This window comes from Pseudoalteromonas sp. SD03, assembly GCF_040937955.1.
Classification (GTDB): domain Bacteria; phylum Pseudomonadota; class Gammaproteobacteria; order Enterobacterales; family Alteromonadaceae; genus Pseudoalteromonas; species Pseudoalteromonas tetraodonis.
The window spans coordinates 2499673-2517590 of sequence record NZ_CP162514.1; the positions used below are offsets into that span (position 1 = coordinate 2499673).

Genomic DNA, 17918 nt, shown 5'->3' on the forward strand with positions numbered 1-17918 from the left:
TTTTTTGTATCTAACGATCTAACGGTCGGCCACCGGTTACTTTATTTGCGCGGCCCTCTTCTTTGGCTTTTTCGGCGCGCTTTCTGCGGGCATCTTTAGGGTCGGCAATTAATGGGCGGTAAATTTCAACTCTATCGCCGTCTTTAAGCTCATGATTAAGCTTTACCGTTCTGTTCCATACACCTAAAGTTAAAGCGGTTGCATCAATCTCAGGGCACTTCTTAATAATACCTGACTGGATCACTGCTTGCTCTGCGGTGGTACCTTGGAATACCTCTATATTTAGCGTGGTTGCTTTCGTTGGCAACGCAAACACAATTTCAATATTGATCATGCACGCTCTCCATATACCGCTTTTGCACGTTGAGTAAAGGCACTCACCATATTTTTAGCCACATCATTAAAAATTTTACCAAACGCAAGTTCTATTAACTTACTAGAAAATTCAAAGTCTAGCTGTAAATGTACTTTGCACGCATGTGCATCTAATTGCTGAAAATGCCAACGACCTTGTAAGGTTTTAAAAGGCCCATCGACCAAGCGAAGCATCACTGTTTGCTCATCAATTAGCGTATTTTCAGTGGTAAACCATTTTTTTATACCGGCTTTAGATATTTCTAAACTGGCGGTCATGTTATTATCATGCTGCTTAATAATTTTTGAGTCTGAACAATTAGGTAAAAACTGCGAATAAGCTTCTACATCATTGACTAGATCAAACATCTCTTTAGTGCTGTACATAACCAGCGCACTTTTTTCTATTTGTGGCATACTCACTCCCAACTGTGTGCAGGAATTTTAGCAAGCTTTGTGCGTTTCCCCAAACTTTCATCGCGCTTAAATGAATCCTTCGCTTTTGCATGTATAATTTAAAAAAATCGATGTAAAACATCTCGTATAACGTATATTATAGGGCACTATGGCTAAGAAAAATTCATCAAAATCGACAAGTAATACCATCGCGCTAAATAAAAAAGCGCGACACGAGTATTTTTTACACGACAAGTTTGAAGCAGGTATTGAACTCCAAGGCTGGGAAGTAAAAAGTATCCGAGCAGGTAAAGTAAATATCTCTGAAACTTATATTCATCTTAAAAACGGTGAAGCGTTTTTATTAGGCAGCACAATCCAGCCTTTAAATAGTGCATCAACCCATGTTATTTGCGACCCGCTGCGTTATCGTAAATTATTACTAAGCAGACGTGAACTTGACCGTTTGGTTGGTGCAACCGAGCGTGATGGTTATTCATTAATTGCCACAGCTATGTATTGGAAAAAATGCTGGGTAAAGCTTGAATTCCATTTAGCGAAAGGTAAGAAAATGCATGACAAACGTGAAGACGGTAAAAATAAAGATTGGTCCCGTGAAAAAGAACGCTTAATGAAACATAAAGTTTAAATGAAAAAGCCTAACATCATGTTAGGCTTTTTTTTGCTAAATTTTTAGGAAAATACAAATTATTACAAATTAAAGTCGCTCGGTGATTTATTTTTAAATAATGAGAAGACCCCACTCCCGCACCAGATAGCGAGTATCCCATCGCTTTTCTTTATTAAGAAAATAAGTACATATTCGTGCCGATAACAAAATCATCTTTGCGGCTAATTGATAACGCTTAAGTTACATGATATTAATAATTCGACTTGTAAAAACAAGTAAATTATAACATATCAACAAGGACTTAAGGATGAAGCAATCAATTGCATTTACACCGAGCTTAATCATCGGTGCTACTATCGCATTGTCAGCAGGTTTTAGTACAACAACTTATGCTGCACAGCAAACTGCAGAAAAAGTAGAACGTATTCAAGTAACAGGCTCTCGTATCAAACGTTCCGATATAGAAGGCCCATCACCAGTACAATCCATTAATAAAGAAGACATCGAAAACATGGGTTATGACAACCTACAACAGCTTCTTGAAAGAATGCCTGTTGCAGGTAATGGTACTTTTTCAACCCGTGGTAATAACCAAGACTCAACCGCAAATGGCTCAGCTGCCGTCAGCCTTCGTGGCTTAGGCGCCGATGCTACCTTGGTACTTATTAATGGTCGTCGTGTTGCAATCAGTGCATTTGCTGAAGGGATCACCAACTCATTCGTTGATATCAACAGTATTCCTGTTTCAGCAATCGAACGTATTGATATTTTAAAAGATGGCGCCTCAGCAATCTATGGCTCTGATGCTGTAGCGGGTGTTGTAAACGTTATCTTGAAAAAAGATATTGACGGTATTGAAGTAAACTTAGGTTACGGCGGCACAGATGGCCCTAACTATGAAGAAACTACAGCCAGTATTGTTTGGGGTACTACTAGTGCAAAAAGTAGCGCATCCGTTATTATTGATTACTTTAAAAACACTTCTTTATCATCAGATGAAATGGGCCGCTTAGGTACTGCTAACCAGTCTCCATATGGTGGCATGGATTTTCGTTCATCACGTGGTTTCCCTGGCTCGTTCGATGTAAATGGTGTTCAAACGCCAGATCCTAGCTGTCCTACTGACCAAATAAGTAGCAGTAACAGCTGTGTTTTTGATTATGGTCCATTCGGCTATATTGCCCCGGCGTCAGAACGTGTGGGCGCAATTTCACAATTTGAATACCGCTTTGACAATGGTATCACCGGCTTTTTAGAAATTGCTGTACAGCATAACAGCTCAGTTGCAGCGGGTGCGCCAACGCCACTTGATAAAGATGCGGGTTTAACAGTACCAGGGAGTCACCCTAATAATCCATTTGGACAAGATGTAGGGATTAATTATTTTAGAACTGTCGATGCAGGTGCGCGTCAGTGGGATATCGAATCTGACACGATGCGTTTTGTAGCAGGCTTACGAGGCGAATTTAACGATTGGAGCTGGGAAACAGCGGTACAAAAAGGTCGTAGTAAGTCGTTACAAACAGGCGATCGCTCACAAGGTTGGGTACGCACCGACTTCTTACAACAAGAAATTGACGCTGGTAACTACAACCCATTTGGTGGCACTTACAACGATCCGGCCGTAATTGATAGAATTACTACGAGCTTAGTACGCCAAGGTGAGTCTCATATGACCTCATTTGACGCTAATATTAGCGGTGAAGCGTTTAGTTTTGGTGATGATGTTGTCATGATGGCAGCCGGTATTGAATACCGTGAAGAAGACGTAACTGATACGCCAGATGATCAATTTCAACGTGGATTAATCTTTGGGACAGAAGCCGTTTCAGCTGCCGCAGAGCGCGACCAATACGCTGCCTATGTAGAGTTTTCAATTCCACTTGCGGAAAACTTAGAGCTACAACTTGCTGGCCGTTACGATGATTACAGTGACTTTGGTACCACAACCAATCCTAAAGTCGCTTTACGCTGGGCACCTACTGATGAAATCACCGTTCGTGGTTCTTGGGCGCAAGGCTTTAGAGCACCATCACTTGCACAAGTAGGTTTAGGGCCATCAGAAAAGAGTCAGTTCTTTAAAGATAATTACCGCTGTGATGCAACTGGATTAGATTGTGATGCGCTAGATTACAACATTGAATTTGCCGGTAACCCTGACTTAGAAGCTGAAGAGTCTGAATCTTGGAACGTCGGCTTTATTTGGGCACCTACAACTGACTTTGGTTTGAGTGTAGATGTATGGAGTATCACCCAAGACAATAAAATTGATGAGCAAGAGTTTGGTCCAATTTACAACTCAGAGTGTAATAACCAAAACAGTACCGTATGTGTTCGCTTACCTCCTTCAGGTACAGACAGTTTAGGGACTATTCAAAAGATTTTCAGTACTTTTGAAAACGTGTCATCACAAGAAGTTTCGGGCGTTGATATTTCAGCAAACTACAATCACTCACTGGATGATTTAGGCTTACTAAAATTCAATTTAGAATGGGCTTATCAGGATAAATTTGAAAAAGACGGCCGCGATTATACCGGCGAATATGGTTACCCAGAGCATCGCTGGATTTTCTCAACTAACTGGGAAATTGGTCAGTTCAACACAAACATGAACATTAGTTATGTAGGTGAGTTTGAAGATACGCCAGATATCGATTTCGATGGTAACTTAGACTTCGATAGTAATACATCGCGTACTGTTGATTCACAAGTACTGGTAGATTTACAAACATCATACCGTATTACTGAGTCAGCAAAAGTATCGCTTGGTGTGAACAACTTATTTGATGAAGAGCCACCGTTTGCAATTGGTGACGGTGATTCAGATCTGTATGGTTACGCATCGGGTGTACACAACCCTCGTGGTCGTTACATTTACACTAAAGTTAGCTTTTCGTTTTAATTTAAAATAATAAAAAACCGCCATTTTGGCGGTTTTTTTTCTTAAACTAAAGGGCTAAATTATAGCTCGCCTTCGTTTTCAGATAAGAATTTAGCAACGCCTTCAGGGCTTGCGTCCATTCCTTTTTTACCTTCAGTCCAACCAGCAGGACATACTTCACCGTGCTCGCTGTGGAATGCTAGTGCATCTACCATACGGATCATTTCGTCGATGTTACGACCCAGTGGTAAGTCGTTCACTACTTGGTGACGTACGTTACCTTCTTCATCGATTAGGAAAGAACCACGAAATGCAACGCCCGCTTCTGGGTGCTCAACGTCGTATGCTTTACAGATTTCGTGTTTAACGTCTGCAACTAGTGCGTATTGAACTTTACCAATACCGCCGTCTGCTACAGCCGTGTTACGCCATGCGTTGTGTGAGAATTGTGAATCGATAGAAACACCAATTACTTCTACGCCACGTTTTTGGAATTCTGCATAACGCTTATCAAAAGCAATAAGCTCAGAAGGACATACAAATGTGAAATCTAGTGGGTAGAAAAAGATTACTGCTTTTTTACCTTTGATTTTTTCGTGAAGGTTATAGCTATCTACAATCTCACCGTTACCTAGAACAGCTGCAGCGGTAAAGTCTGGTGCCTGACGGCCTACTAATACACCCATTTTATTCTCCAAATATTTTGAGTTTATTGTCAATTGCTTACGCAATACTGATTACTAATATGGGCACTAATTTTAAAATTACAATAGCAACCATATTTAATTAAACATTATTCTATGGCTATCAAAAATAAATTAACAATCGTATTTATAGATAGCACCGTTCTAAAATAGCGAACGCTTGATAAATGGACTGATTTTTAATCATAAAAAAACCTGCTTTAAGCAGGTTCTTTTTACTAATCCATAATATCGCTAGGCATATCACCGCGAATATGTTGCCATATTTCACCGGTTTGATGACCATATTTACGCATCATGAATATTGCACCATCGTGCTCTTTATTCTCAGCAAGCTTAGTTAAGTCTTTATAAAACTGGCGTGCAAGCTCGCGAGTGCGAGGATCTGAAAAGTAATGGCAGCCAATCTTAGAATAAAAACCTTTAAAGCCATTAAGGATGAGCACATAAATGCGATTATTACCGGCAACAGCTAATTCATGATGAACTTTATAATCATAATCTGCAAACGCTTGCGCGCTGTCTTCTAATTCATCGCTTTGTGATAAAATTTCGATAACACGCTCTGGTGCAAGTTTTATAGCTGCACGGGTATAAATTGCGCTGATATTAGTACGTGCTGAGAGTAACTGATCGGTTAGCTCTGGCATTTTATCTTCATCTAAACGTGCCAGTGTTTCAAGGATATTTAATCCTGAGGTTTCCCAAAAGTTATTAACGCGAGTAGGTTTACCATGTTGTATTGTTAACCAACCGTCCCTAGCTAATCGCTGTAATACTTCTCGTAATGTGGTTCTAGTAACACCAATTAACTCTGAGAGTTCACGCTCAGCAGGCAGAATTGAACCTGGAGGAAAATCACCATTCCAGATTGACTCTACTATGTATTCCTCAGCAAATCCTGCTGGGCTTTTCGCTTTAAAAATTCTCATTCAATTCCTACTCGAATTAATTCACATCACATCGCTACATACGATTAACTGACTGATTGTACCAGACAAGCCACAACTAACAAGTAAAGTAAGTTAAATTACCTAGGTATGTGATTAAAAAGGCAACTTTACTTGTATGATTCGCTAGTTTTACCGATAGGTTTTAAACACAATATGAATGCCAACCTATTATTCATACCAGACACTTTGACTATTATTATTTAGTTGTTTACACCCTCTATAAGCTGGACTAAGTTAATGACATTAACCAGACTATTAAACGCCTCCCTAGGGAAAAATCATGCAACAGAGTGTCCCATCTGCAATATTTATAAATTTTTTAGGTAAAGCACCTCAATGGTATAAATACACCATTATTGCATTTTTAATAATTAACCCGCTGCTGTTTCAATTAAACCCTTATTTGTCTGGCTGGGTACTGGTTATTGAGTTTATTTTTACACTGGCCATGGCGCTCAAGTGTTACCCACTGCAACCTGGTGGTCTACTTGCCATTGAGGCACTATTAATTGGTATGACATCAACCACGCAAGTTGAACATGAAATAGCACAAAACCTAGATGTGCTTTTATTACTTATTTTTATGGTTGCCGGTATTTATTTCATGAAAGATCTGCTGCTGTATATTTTTACCAAGTTAGTGGTTTCAGTAAGAAGTAAAACCGTTTTATCGCTTGCCTTTGCAATAGCTGCTGCGTTTTTATCAGCTTTTTTAGATGCCCTAACTGTAATGGCGGTTGTTATTGCGGTGGCCATGGGCTTTTATAGTATTTATCACAAGGTGGCCTCAGGAAAAGATTTTATTAGTGAGCACGATATTAACGATGATAACCAAGTAAAAGAGGTAAACCGTCAAGAGCTTGAAGAGTTTCGTGCTTTTTTACGTAATTTACTCATGCATGCCTCGATTGGGACCGCACTTGGCGGCGTGTGTACTATGGTTGGTGAACCACAAAATTTAATTATTGCAGAGCGAGCAAGTTGGCTATTTGGAGAGTTCTTTTTAAGAATGCTGCCCGTTTCTTTACCCGTGCTTTTTGCGGGCTTATTAACAACCTTTTTATTAGAAAAAACAAAAACCTTTGGCTATGGGGCAAAACTGCCAGAAACAATTCATGCTATTTTAAAAAACCATGCACAAACACTTGATAAAAAACGCACCAAACGCGATAGAGTGAACCTCACAATTCAAGCACTTATCGCTATCTGGTTAATTACTGGCTTAGCGTTACATTTAGCAACCGTGGGCTTAATTGGTTTATCGGTAATTATTTTAGCCACGTCGTCGGCCGGCATAATAGAAGAGCACCAACTCGGTAAAGCCTTTGAAGAGGCCCTCCCCTTCACTGCACTACTTTGTGTATTTTTTAGTGTGGTTGCAGTAATCATCGATCAACAACTCTTTACCCCTGTGATTACTTGGGTACTAACATTTGAAGGGCACTTACAATTGGTGATGTTTTTTATCGCTAATGGATTGCTTTCAATGGTCAGTGATAATGTATTTGTCGGCACTGTATATATAAATGAAGTTGCTGCAGCTCTAAAAGCAGGTCAAATAACTCGAGACCAATTTGATTTACTTGCAGTGGCGATAAACACCGGCACAAACTTACCCAGCGTGGCCACCCCTAATGGTCAAGCTGCTTTCTTATTCTTACTTACATCAACACTAGCTCCCGTGTTACGCCTATCTTACGGTCGAATGGTGTATATGGCTTTACCTTACACTTTTGTGCTTACCTTTGTTGGGTTAAGCGCGACTTATTTTGGCTTGAGTGAAATAACCAGTTTGTTTTATGACTGGGGGATAATACAACACCACATCCCTGTAGCGAATTCTGGGCATTAAGAGCTTCCCCGACTTTGAGGAGCTAGGAAATTTCATAGCTCCTCACTTTTTCCCTTTTACTTGCTCCGCTGTTTATCCTACGTCATAATCTAAGCCCTTATTTAAATACGGATTTGTTATGAACTGGCTTGCTAATCTAAGTACTCAACGTACACCTTGGTTATTATTCAGTGGGATTGTTTTTCTGCTTGAAGTCATCGCGCTCTTTTTTCAATACAACATGGGATTAGCACCGTGCATTATGTGTATTTACCAACGCACCGCGGTATTAGGCTTACTTTTTGCCGGTATTATTGGCGCCAGTAAACCAAACAACCTCGTAGTCCGTATTGTCGCTTATACAGTGTGGGGGGTTTCAAGTGTATGGGGGTTACTAATAGCTCGTGAGCACATTGAAATGCAAACAACCACTGACCCCTTCGCATTTAGCTGTGAGTTTGAGCCAAATTTTCCAGAGTTTATGCCATTACATCATTGGATACCGCAATTTTTTGAGGCAACCGGTGATTGCGGAAACATAGATTGGCAATTTGCAGGCTTAAGTATGCCAGCATGGATGGAAGTTATTTTTGTATTGTTTACCGCCACACTTATTGCGTTAGTGGCCAGTCGATTAATCTCTAAAAAGTCACTTTAATATGTTTACTTTTTTTTCAAGCCACGTTGACGAACTTAAACACTTAAAAGTTCGTCAAAGACAAACCGTTATTGCGATCTCGTTAAGTATGCTCTCTCCTAGTGACAGAGTGTTAATGCGTATTGTAAAGCTTATGCTGCTAAGCCCATTTTTTTTAATATTTACCCTTTTTGAAGGATGGCTACTCGTGCCCTTTTTGATTGTGGCTGGTTTAAGCTACCCGCTACTAACCGCCCCCGTAGATGTTAATTTTGCTAAAAAGCACCTTGGTGCTGCCTTAAAACAGTTTAATCAGGGCGCATAGCGCCCTTTTAAGTTAAAACGCCACCTTTCCATCAAGTTTGGCTAGCATTTTTTTACCCACCCCTTTTACTTTAGCTAGATCTTCAAGTGATGAGAAATCACCATTTGTTTCTCTATAATCGATAATTGCCTGTGCTTTTTTCTTGCCAACACCTGGTAACTTAATTAACTGTTTTAAATCAGCAGTATTAATATTAACCACGGCTGATTGCATCTGCTCTGATAGCATATCGCTTTGCGCAAAGGTGCTACTCATAGGTAATAAACATAAAGCAGCGGCTAATGAGATGATTTTAATTAATTTCATACTATTTCCTTTTGTGTTCTTACATGAACATTCGTTGATTATTTACACCCAGCACTTTTACATAACGTTGTGGTTACTAAGTACTAACGGTAACAATCACTCCTTGCGACTCCTTTACTGCAACGCGTTATAAAGTGACTTAATAAATAAAGTAGAGTTACTCTTTATTGTCAACCAAGCTGCAGATAAACTAAGGCTAAAGCTTGCAAAACCACGCGCAAGCTTGTACTGTATATAAAAACAGTAATCTAATGATTTAAATTAATCATATTGCCACGTAAGTAAGCAGGAGAAATCATGGCTGTTGTTGTTAAATATGTTGTAGAACGAAACGGAGTCGAGCGCATGACGTTTACTACTAAAAAAGAAGCTGATGCCTATGACAAAATGCTCGATATTGCCGAGTCACTAGAACTCATGCTTGAAAAAGTAGATGTGCCACTAAGTGAACAACAGGTTGAGTCGCTCGCGCTGGAGATTGCAAAAAGTAAAGACGACTTTATGGCCGTACTTAAAGGTGGTAAAGAAGTACCCACTAAAGCTAAAAAAACAAAGTCAGATAACGTTGCGGATATAAAAGATAAAGCAGCGAGTTAGTACTTTCAAAAGCTCAATAGTAATTATTAAAAAACTGAATTCGGTATTCGAATTCAGTTTTTTTATGCCTTTAAATAATAATAGCTAAAGGTCAGCTAAAGCTAATAAAAAATGCCAACCAGTTAAACTGATTGGCATTTATAAAAACCAACACTTTACGTTAGCTAATCAGTTACAATGACGATTCAACTTCATCAAACAGATCAGTAATTTCTTTTTTCGGTTCAGCTGTCACAAGGCTTCCTACCACAATAGCAATACTCGCTAAAATGAAGCCTGGGACGATTTCATAAATTACACTGCTTAAGCTCTCACCATTAATGGTAATAGGCGCATAAATCCATACAAGCACTGTTAAAGCACCAACAACCATACCGCTAATAGCCCCTTTTAAGTTCATACGTTTCCAGTAAAGGCTAAACAAGACAAGTGGACCAAATGCAGCACCAAAACCAGCCCATGCGTTACTAACTAAATCAAGTATTGAACTATTACGGTCATACGCTAGGTAAATAGCAAATAACGCAACCAGTATTACGCTAATACGCCCTACTAACACCAGCTCAGTTTGCGAGGCATCGCGGTTTAAGTAAATCTTGTAGAAGTCTTCAGTAAGCGAGCTTGAACACACCAATAATTGCGATGAAATCGTACTCATAATCGCAGCTAAAATAGCAGCCAGTAGGAAACCAGCAATTAATGGGTGGAAAATAAGTTCAGCTAATACTAAGAAAATGGTCTCTTTATCGGCAATTGGCATTTGGTTTTCAATCATAAAGGCAGCACCAAATAAACCGGTAAATACCGCACCAATCGCAGATAGTGTCATCCAAGACATTCCAATACGACGCATAGTTGGCATTTCTTTTACTGAGCGAATAGACATAAAGCGAACAATAATATGTGGCTGACCAAAGTAGCCTAAGCCCCAAGCCATCGCTGAAATAATAGCAATGGTAGAACCACCAGCAAACCAATCAAGCATATTCAATGAATGGATTTCACTGGCTTTTGGTGAACTTAACAACTGCTGGTAATTTGCATTTGCTAAAGTATCCATAAATGGCTGATCAAGCATCATATAAGTAGCGATAGGTACTGCAAGCAAGGAGATAAACATAATACAACCTTGCACGAAGTCTGTTAGGCTAACCGCTAAAAAGCCACCAAATAAGGTGTAAACAACAACCACACCTGTGGTGATGTATAAACCCATTTCGTAACTCATCTGAAATGAATTTTCAAATAACTTACCACCGGCGACAACGCCTGATGAAGTATACAAAGTAAAGAACACAATAATAACAATTGCAGAGATCACACGAAGGATATTCTTGTTATCATCAAAACGATTTGCAAAATAATCAGGGATGGTAATAGAGTCATTTGCTTTTTCAGTATAAACACGCAGTCTTGGGGCGACTAAGAAATAGTTTGCCCATGCGCCTAACACTAAGCCAATAGCAATCCAAACCTTGCTAAGCCCAAACAAGTACATTGCGCCAGGTAGGCCCATAAGTAACCAACCACTCATGTCTGATGCACCCGCTGATAAGGCAGCAACACTGGGGGCTAAATTACGACCACCTAGCATATACCCTGATATATCGCTGGTAGATTGCTTATATGCGTATAGTCCTATTCCCAGCATTACAATAAAATATAATGCCAGTGAAATAATCATTCCTGTTTCCAAATTTGCCTCCACTTAAATAAGTAATAACAGGCTTTTAATCCAAATAATGACTCTTGAAATCTTATAATTAAGACAGTATTGGAATAAAAGCTTTCTACTGAACTATAACACGGTAATTGCTAATAACTCCAACCCGCTCATTTAAGTAGATAAAAAACCATCGGTTAGCTCACTTTTGCAACAAATAAAATGAAAAACAATAAAATTAGATTAAGAAATACCAAACCAACCATAGTATTTTATTAATAATGTTCATTTTACCGATGCTATTTTGAATGTTTTCCAATATATTATTACAATGTTAATCAATTTCTACTCTTTCGGAATCTTATATGTATTTTTACGCTGCTCGGCAACCTATTTTAGATCGCAATAAAGAACTAATTGGCTATGAGCTTTTATTTCGTGATGGAGTTGATAACGTATTTCCAAATATTGACGGCGATGAAGCCACGTCTCGACTGATTGAAGGCAGTCAATTTAACTTTGGCTTAGAAGATTTAACTGATAATAAACCCGCTTATATTAACTTTACCTTAGACACCTTGTTAAAAGGCTACCCAACCCTTTTAAACAAAGATGGGGTGGTAATTGAAATACTCGAAACCGTCCAGCCAGGTAAACGCTTATTGGCAATTGTTAAAGACCTAAAAGAAAAAGGCTATACGCTAGCGCTAGATGACTATGCACATCAACCTGTATGGCGGCACTTTTATCCGTTTATCGATATTATTAAAGTCGACTTTTTAACTTGTGATATTGAAAACGTTAAAACGATCATAGAGGATTTAAAACCTTATCCACACATAAAATTACTTGCTGAAAAGGTTGAAACTTACGCGCTTTACAATCAAGCTTTTGAACTAGGTTTTGAATACTTTCAAGGCTTTTTCTTTTCAAAACCAGAAATGGTGCAAAGCAAGGCATTACCGCCATCGGGCATGGCACTGGCTGAGCTACTCTATGAAACATCCAGCGTAGAAATGGATCTTAAAAAAATCACCGATGTATTTGAGCGTGATGTTAACTTATCGTATAAGCTGCTACGCTACTCAAACTCGGCAGCATTTGCTCGCCGCTCTGAAATAAACACAATAAAACAAGCGCTTATTGTATTGGGCGCGGCTGAAATAAAAAAACTACTCTCTTTATTATTTGCCGCACAAGTCTCTGCAGACAAACCTCTGGAGCTTATTAGGTTGTCGCTAACACGCGCGCGTTTTTGTGAGCTTTTAGCAATTTCACATGGCAAACTTAGAGATACAGGAATAGCATTTTTAACCGGCATGATGTCGCTTATGGATGCCATACTAGATGAAGAGATGGACAGTGTAATGCTTAAACTACCGCTTTCAAATGAGATAAAAGCGGCACTGTTAAACAATGAAGGGCTGCTTGCTGAGTATTTAAACTTAGTAACCCTCTATGAGCAGGGTAACTGGCACGCTGCTAACGATAAAGCCCAACAGCTTAACTTAGGTGATGATGTGCCTGATGCTTACCACGAAGCACTTAATTGGGTTAGTGAACAAATGCAGATAATGATTGATAATTAAAGCGCTCATTAGTAATTAATAACTAAAAATAAAACGCCAGCATTTGCTGGCGTTTTTATTTTTATCAAAGGCTTTCTAAGAAATCTTCGTCAAAATCTTCAGGCTCTTCTTTTATTGGCGGATTGCCATCGTAGAGTTCATATAACTGACGCTGAAAGTAAATGTCTTTAACAAACAGGTATGGGTCTAATGAATCATTTAATAAACCCTCTTGAGCCATTAAAGACGCCCTTGCCTCAACCGCCTTTAACGCAAACACTAAAATTGTTTGTGGTGTTGTCAGTGCAATTTCAGGTAAAACCACATTATCAACAACATCACCGGTTAAGTTACGTGCAGTTGATGGCCCCATTGCCGGGATCATTAAATAGGCACCATCGCCTACTCCCCACACACCTAAGGTTTGGCCAAAATCTTCATCAGTTACTTCAAGCCCTAACGAACTTGCAACGTCAAATAAGCCAAACACTCCCACCGTAGAATTCACTAAAAAGCGCGCAAAATTAATTCCGGCACTGCTTGGCTTTCCTTGCAGACCCGCATTAATAATATCAACCGGTGCGGTAATATTATCGGTGAAATGCACAATACTTCGACGCACAGGCTGTGGGGTTACTGTTATATAACCCACTGCCGCAGGCCTTAAAATATAAGCATCAAGTACGTCCATATTAAAGTCATAAATAGGTCTGTTTACACTTTGTATGGGATCGCGCTCATCATATTTACTCTCAGGAACTTGAGCACAACCCGATAACGTGAGTAAACATAATAAAAGTAAGCCTTGTTTTAACATCTCAAATCCTTAAGGTATTAATGTATCAATGTTCAGTTGCACTTGGCGCACCTCTTTAGAAGCAAGCACTTGAGAATGCCCTTCAAGCTCCCCAGTGCTTGGCATAACTGAATCATCATTAGAGATACGCGCAGAAATGATAATTTCACTCGCACTCGATAAGTTTAGCCCTGCCATCATGGCATTAGCATCGCTCAGCTCAACCGTAATTGGAAAGCTATAGTCTGTTAGTTTGACCACGGCTAAAGGCATCGGTGATCCCTTAACCGCTTTAGCAAACACAAACAAAATACCGTTATTGGGCTGTTTGTCTGCAAGTTGGCTATCGATATCAACGGTAACTTGAATACTTTGAGCCGCTAACTGATCGCCACTGGTTGCCACGTTTTGCTGAGCAATTTGTAGATCGATTTCGCTAATACGTTGGTTGATCATAGCATAGCGCGTATCAGACTCATCCATACTTGCAAGTAGCACCTCAAACGCTGCCTTTGCCTGTAGCCAGTCTTTTCTCTCAAAGGCGATCAGTGCAAGTAACGAAATCGCATCAAGGTTATTTGGTTGAGCTTGCAGTACTTTAGAAAGCATACCCGCTGCACGAGTCATGTTTTCTTCACTGCCCTCAAGTAATAGCACCTGAGAGTAGCTAACAAGCGCTTGCATATTATCAGGGTTTATTTTTAATGTTTTATCGAATGACTGTTTCGCCATATCAAATTCATTTAGCATTAAAGCAACACGCCCTAACAACATCCAAGCCACTTCATCATCACCGCTTTGACTTAACTTAGTACGCAGTGCTAGGGCAAACGCTTGTAACTCATTTTTAGTTAACGGCTCGCCCTTTTGCATTACGGCGCGCTGACCATAATCGGCCAAGTTATCCATTGCATCATGCCAAGCTGCAATTTGTTGCTGGCTGCCTGTCATTGCATAGAAAATACCTGCTAATGCAATTAAAAACGCCGCCCCTGTTAAAGCAAATATACGATTGTCACCACGGCTATTTAGTGACTTCTCCGGCGATAATTCATTAAGTAAACGGCGTTTTAATTCAATAATAGCTTCGCTGTGATTTTGCGAGTCTATACGTTGATTATCTAAATCTGCCTGTAATTCAACTAAACGCTGTTCATAAATGCTGATAAGCTGTGCATTGGCGTTATGGGTGATGGTTACTATGCGCTCTTTTTTTAAAAAAGGCACAATAATAAACAGCAATGCAATGAGTGTGAGTAAAGCAAAAGACGCCCACATTAAAATCATTTAACTTTGCTCCTGATGTTTATTTTGTTTAATCAGCTTATTGAGCATCACTTCATCAGCGTCACTCCAGGTTTGTTTTACCGACGCTTTACGTTGGCGAATCACAATAAAGCCAAACCCAATTATTACAATGAGTACCGGAAGTACCCACAGTATTAACGTGGCAGGTGTTACCGGTGGATCGTAATGAACAAAATAGCCATATCGATCAATCATGTAATCAATAACTTCATCTTTGGTTTTGCCATCTTTTACCAACGCCAGCACTCGCTCGCGCAAGTCTTTTGCGACAACGGCATCAGAGTCAGCAATATTCTGATTTTGACACTTCGGGCAACGTAATTCTTTTGTTAGCTCTTCAAAGCGAACAGCTTGCTCGTTGCTATCAAATTGATAACGGTCTTGCTGAGCAAACGCAGCTACACTAACAAAAAAGCTAAGGGTTAATAAAAACAATCTCATGGCTGCAGCTCCTGCATAATAGGCGCAAACTTAGCACGCCAAACTCGAGGGTTTATATCACCAGTGTGATGTAACAAAATGGTGCCATTTTTATCTACTAAAAATGTCTCTGGTGCACCGGACACCCCTAAATCTAAAGACAATGAACGTTCTAAATCTAAAATATTAAATTGATAAGGGTCGCCCGCACGTGAAAGCATATTACTCACATCATCACGCAGCGCTTGCATATCAAATGGGCCATCAAAATCGGCGTCGTAACTTTGTACATAATACAAGCCGATAATTTTAACCCCTTGCTCGCGTAGCTTAGTTAAATAGCCAAGCTCAGCTAAACACGTCGGGCACCATGTACCCCAAACGTTTAGCAAATACACGTCACCCTTTAGCTGCTCATCAGTCCAACGTTTATCGTCTTGCATTAAATCAGGTAAATTAAACGCAGGCACCGTTTGACCAATTCGCCCTGTTTGTATTTCCCGCGGGTTGGCAAACAACCCTTGGTATAAAAACACACAAATAAAGATAAAAATTAATAAAGGGGCAATTGCGATAAGTTTACGGTTCATACTGCCCCCTCTATTTCATCTTTTCGCGGTGAGGCGCGATAGCGCTTATCGAATAAAATCACAAAACCAGCGAGTGAGATCAGAATACCGCCAATCCACATCCAACGTACAAACGGCTTATGGTAAATGCGTAATGACCATGCCCCTTCACTTAGTTGCTCACCAAGCGCAAGATATAAATCACGAGTGAATCCGGCATCAATAGCGGCTTCGGTCATAAATTGCATACCAATATCGTAACGACGCTTTTCTGCATATAAACGCGTTACAGTGTCATTCCCTTTTAATACCGTCACGACACCAGCATGACCACTGTAGTTTGCACCACGAATAGTCTTCACACCTTCAAAGCGGTATTGATACTGGTTAAGCTGCACGATATCGCCTTGCTTCATCGATACATCACGCTCAACTGAATACGCCGAGGTGAGTGTAATGCCCGCTATAACGAAGGCTAAACCAACATGCCCCAGCACCATTGCCCAATAGCTTAAACCTAAACGCTTTATACCGAGCTTAAGCGAGCCATGAACCGCTGCTTTGGTATATAAATCAATAAAAGTGGCAATAAATATCCATACACCTAGCGTGGTTGCTAAAAGTGTTAATGGAGTCACTACCTCATAGCTACTAAATAACCATGCGCAGGTAATGATAATACTGACTAATGCGCCTACAAATATTTTATTTTGTAAAAAGGCCCACTTATTTTGCTTCCAACGCAGGAAAGGTCCAATGCCCATTAAAATAGCAAATGGCACCAGTAAAATAGCAAACATTTTATTAAAGAAAGGTTCGCCAATTGAAATACTGCCTAGCCCCATTTCCTTGTGCACCATAGGTAATAATGTACCTAACAGTACAATTAACGTAGCAACCACTAAGAAAATATTGTTTAACCAAAGTGCCACTTCACGCGATACAAATTTATAACGCCCTTCACTTTTAACTTGTGAGACACGCAAGCCATATAACGCTAAACCGCCGCCAACAACTACGGCCAAAAAGCCAAGAATAAATAAGCCACGATCAGGGTCTGTTGCAAAGGCATGCACCGAAACAATAATTCCTGAGCGAACGATAAAGGTGCCTAGTAAACTTAATGAAAATGCCGCAATAGCCAGTAACACTGTCCATGATTTAAATACGCCACGTTTTTCAGTCACACTTAAAGAGTGCAGTAACGCGGTTGCGAGTAACCATGGCATGAGTGATGCATTTTCAACAGGATCCCAGAACCACCAGCCGCCCCAGCCTAGCTCTGAATAGGCCCACCAACTACCTATGGTGATACCTAAGGTTAAAAAGCCCCATGCCGTCATTGTCCATGGGCGTGACCATTTTGCCCAGGTGTTATCAAGCTTGCCGGTTAACAACGCGGCAATAGCAAAGGCAAAAGCAACAGAAAGACCGACATACCCCATGTAAAGTAATGGAGGGTGAATGATCATCCCCGGGTCTTGTAATAATGGATTTAAATCGCGTCCCTCAACAGGGAAATAGGGCAGTAAACGTTCAAACGGACTTGAAAGTAGCAAGGTGTACATCATAAATCCGACACCTAAAAAACCAAGCACACCTAATACGCGAGCACGAAGTACCCAAGGCAGTGACTTTGAACGCAAAGCAACAACGGCGGTCCAACCGGCCTGCATTAATAACCACAGTAAAATAGCGCCTTCATGGCCACCCCATGTTGAGGTTATTTTATAATACCAAGGCAAGGTGCTACTTGAGTGATACGCTACATAAGATACGGTAAAATCATCGGTTAAGCTGGCATAAATAAGCGCAGCAAAAGACAAAGCAACAAATGCAAACTGACCAATAGCAAGTGATGGCGCAGCGCGCATCAAACGAAGGTTTCCTGTGTGTGCACCCCAAAGTGGGAAAATACACAACAGAATACTCAGTACCATGGCCAATGTTAGGGAAAAATAACCAAGTTCTGGGATCAT

General features: G+C 40.1%; 18 protein-coding genes. 7 read left to right on the forward strand and 11 right to left on the reverse strand.

The window, feature by feature from the left end; all coding sequences use genetic code 11:
* Positions 1-10: 10 nt before the first annotated feature.
* Positions 11-334, reverse strand: a complete 324-nt coding sequence (locus ABZP26_RS11685; RefSeq protein WP_013465524.1) for an RnfH family protein — start codon at positions 332-334, stop codon at positions 11-13.
* On the reverse strand, positions 331-771 hold the full coding sequence (locus tag ABZP26_RS11690) for a type II toxin-antitoxin system RatA family toxin (protein ID WP_013465525.1): 441 nt from the start codon (positions 769-771) through the stop codon (positions 331-333). The genes ABZP26_RS11685 and ABZP26_RS11690 overlap by 4 nt, the downstream gene beginning before the upstream one ends.
* Positions 772-919: 148 nt before the next feature.
* Between ABZP26_RS11690 and smpB the strand changes: the two genes are divergently transcribed.
* Positions 920-1399, forward strand: coding sequence for an SsrA-binding protein SmpB (smpB, locus tag ABZP26_RS11695; RefSeq protein WP_013465526.1), 480 nt, complete (start codon positions 920-922; stop codon positions 1397-1399).
* Positions 1400-1688: 289 nt separating this feature from the next.
* A complete protein-coding gene (locus tag ABZP26_RS11700) occupies positions 1689-4283 on the forward strand; it encodes a TonB-dependent receptor (protein ID WP_368484968.1) in 2595 nt (864 codons plus the stop codon).
* Between the two features lie 59 nt (positions 4284-4342).
* Here the strand turns inward: ABZP26_RS11700 and ABZP26_RS11705 are convergent, their stop codons facing one another.
* Together ABZP26_RS11705 and fadR are read right to left on the reverse strand one after the other, a co-directional pair.
* Positions 4343-4948: a peroxiredoxin gene (locus ABZP26_RS11705; RefSeq protein ID WP_008109095.1), complete on the reverse strand. Its 606-nt coding sequence runs from the start codon at positions 4946-4948 to the stop codon at positions 4343-4345.
* Positions 4949-5184: 236 nt separating this feature from the next.
* On the reverse strand, positions 5185-5898 hold the full coding sequence (fadR, locus tag ABZP26_RS11710; protein ID WP_008109093.1) for a fatty acid metabolism transcriptional regulator FadR: 714 nt from the start codon (positions 5896-5898) through the stop codon (positions 5185-5187).
* A 301-nt stretch (positions 5899-6199) separates the two neighbouring features.
* On the opposite strand from fadR, the gene nhaB reads away from it, so the two are divergent.
* From nhaB to ABZP26_RS11725, 3 genes are all read left to right on the forward strand, one after another.
* Positions 6200-7771 carry a sodium/proton antiporter NhaB gene (gene nhaB / locus ABZP26_RS11715; RefSeq protein WP_013465528.1) on the forward strand — a complete coding sequence of 524 codons (1572 nt, stop codon included), beginning with the start codon at positions 6200-6202 and terminating at the stop codon, positions 7769-7771.
* Between the two features lie 118 nt (positions 7772-7889).
* Positions 7890-8408: a disulfide bond formation protein DsbB gene (gene dsbB, locus ABZP26_RS11720; protein ID WP_013465529.1), complete on the forward strand. Its 519-nt coding sequence runs from the start codon at positions 7890-7892 to the stop codon at positions 8406-8408.
* Position 8409: 1 nt separating this feature from the next.
* Positions 8410-8712, forward strand: coding sequence for a DUF6170 family protein (locus tag ABZP26_RS11725; protein ID WP_013465530.1), 303 nt, complete (start codon positions 8410-8412; stop codon positions 8710-8712).
* Between the two features lie 12 nt (positions 8713-8724).
* On the opposite strand, the gene ABZP26_RS11730 is transcribed toward ABZP26_RS11725, so the two are convergent.
* Positions 8725-9018, reverse strand: coding sequence for a ComEA family DNA-binding protein (locus tag ABZP26_RS11730; protein ID WP_368484969.1), 294 nt, complete (start codon positions 9016-9018; stop codon positions 8725-8727).
* Positions 9019-9315: 297 nt separating this feature from the next.
* Between ABZP26_RS11730 and ABZP26_RS11735 the strand changes: the two genes are divergently transcribed.
* Positions 9316-9615 carry a YebG family protein gene (locus ABZP26_RS11735; protein WP_013465532.1) on the forward strand — a complete coding sequence of 100 codons (300 nt, stop codon included), beginning with the start codon at positions 9316-9318 and terminating at the stop codon, positions 9613-9615.
* A gap of 172 nt (positions 9616-9787) precedes the next feature.
* Here the strand turns inward: ABZP26_RS11735 and putP are convergent, their stop codons facing one another.
* Entirely contained in the window at positions 9788-11299 is a 1512-nt protein-coding gene (gene putP, locus ABZP26_RS11740) for a sodium/proline symporter PutP (RefSeq protein ID WP_008113313.1), read from the reverse strand.
* A 344-nt stretch (positions 11300-11643) separates the two neighbouring features.
* On the opposite strand from putP, the gene ABZP26_RS11745 reads away from it, so the two are divergent.
* Positions 11644-12867, forward strand: coding sequence for an EAL and HDOD domain-containing protein (locus ABZP26_RS11745; protein WP_013465534.1), 1224 nt, complete (start codon positions 11644-11646; stop codon positions 12865-12867).
* 64 nt (positions 12868-12931) lie between these two features.
* On the opposite strand, the gene ABZP26_RS11750 is transcribed toward ABZP26_RS11745, so the two are convergent.
* The 5 genes from ABZP26_RS11750 to ABZP26_RS11770 are packed head-to-tail and all read right to left on the reverse strand — an operon-like array spanning position 12932 to position 17918.
* On the reverse strand, positions 12932-13663 hold the full coding sequence (locus ABZP26_RS11750; RefSeq protein WP_028834001.1) for a VacJ family lipoprotein: 732 nt from the start codon (positions 13661-13663) through the stop codon (positions 12932-12934).
* 9 nt (positions 13664-13672) lie between these two features.
* The gene (gene ccmI, locus ABZP26_RS11755) at positions 13673-14929 is read right to left on the reverse strand and encodes a c-type cytochrome biogenesis protein CcmI (RefSeq protein WP_138764390.1); all 1257 of its coding nucleotides are present in this window, start codon (positions 14927-14929) and stop codon (positions 13673-13675) included.
* Positions 14930-15391 carry a cytochrome c-type biogenesis protein CcmH gene (locus ABZP26_RS11760; protein WP_368484970.1) on the reverse strand — a complete coding sequence of 154 codons (462 nt, stop codon included), beginning with the start codon at positions 15389-15391 and terminating at the stop codon, positions 14930-14932.
* On the reverse strand, positions 15388-15960 hold the full coding sequence (locus ABZP26_RS11765; RefSeq protein WP_013465537.1) for a DsbE family thiol:disulfide interchange protein: 573 nt from the start codon (positions 15958-15960) through the stop codon (positions 15388-15390). The genes ABZP26_RS11760 and ABZP26_RS11765 overlap by 4 nt, the downstream gene beginning before the upstream one ends.
* Positions 15957-17918 carry a heme lyase CcmF/NrfE family subunit gene (locus ABZP26_RS11770; RefSeq protein WP_368484971.1) on the reverse strand — a complete coding sequence of 654 codons (1962 nt, stop codon included), beginning with the start codon at positions 17916-17918 and terminating at the stop codon, positions 15957-15959. The genes ABZP26_RS11765 and ABZP26_RS11770 overlap by 4 nt, the downstream gene beginning before the upstream one ends.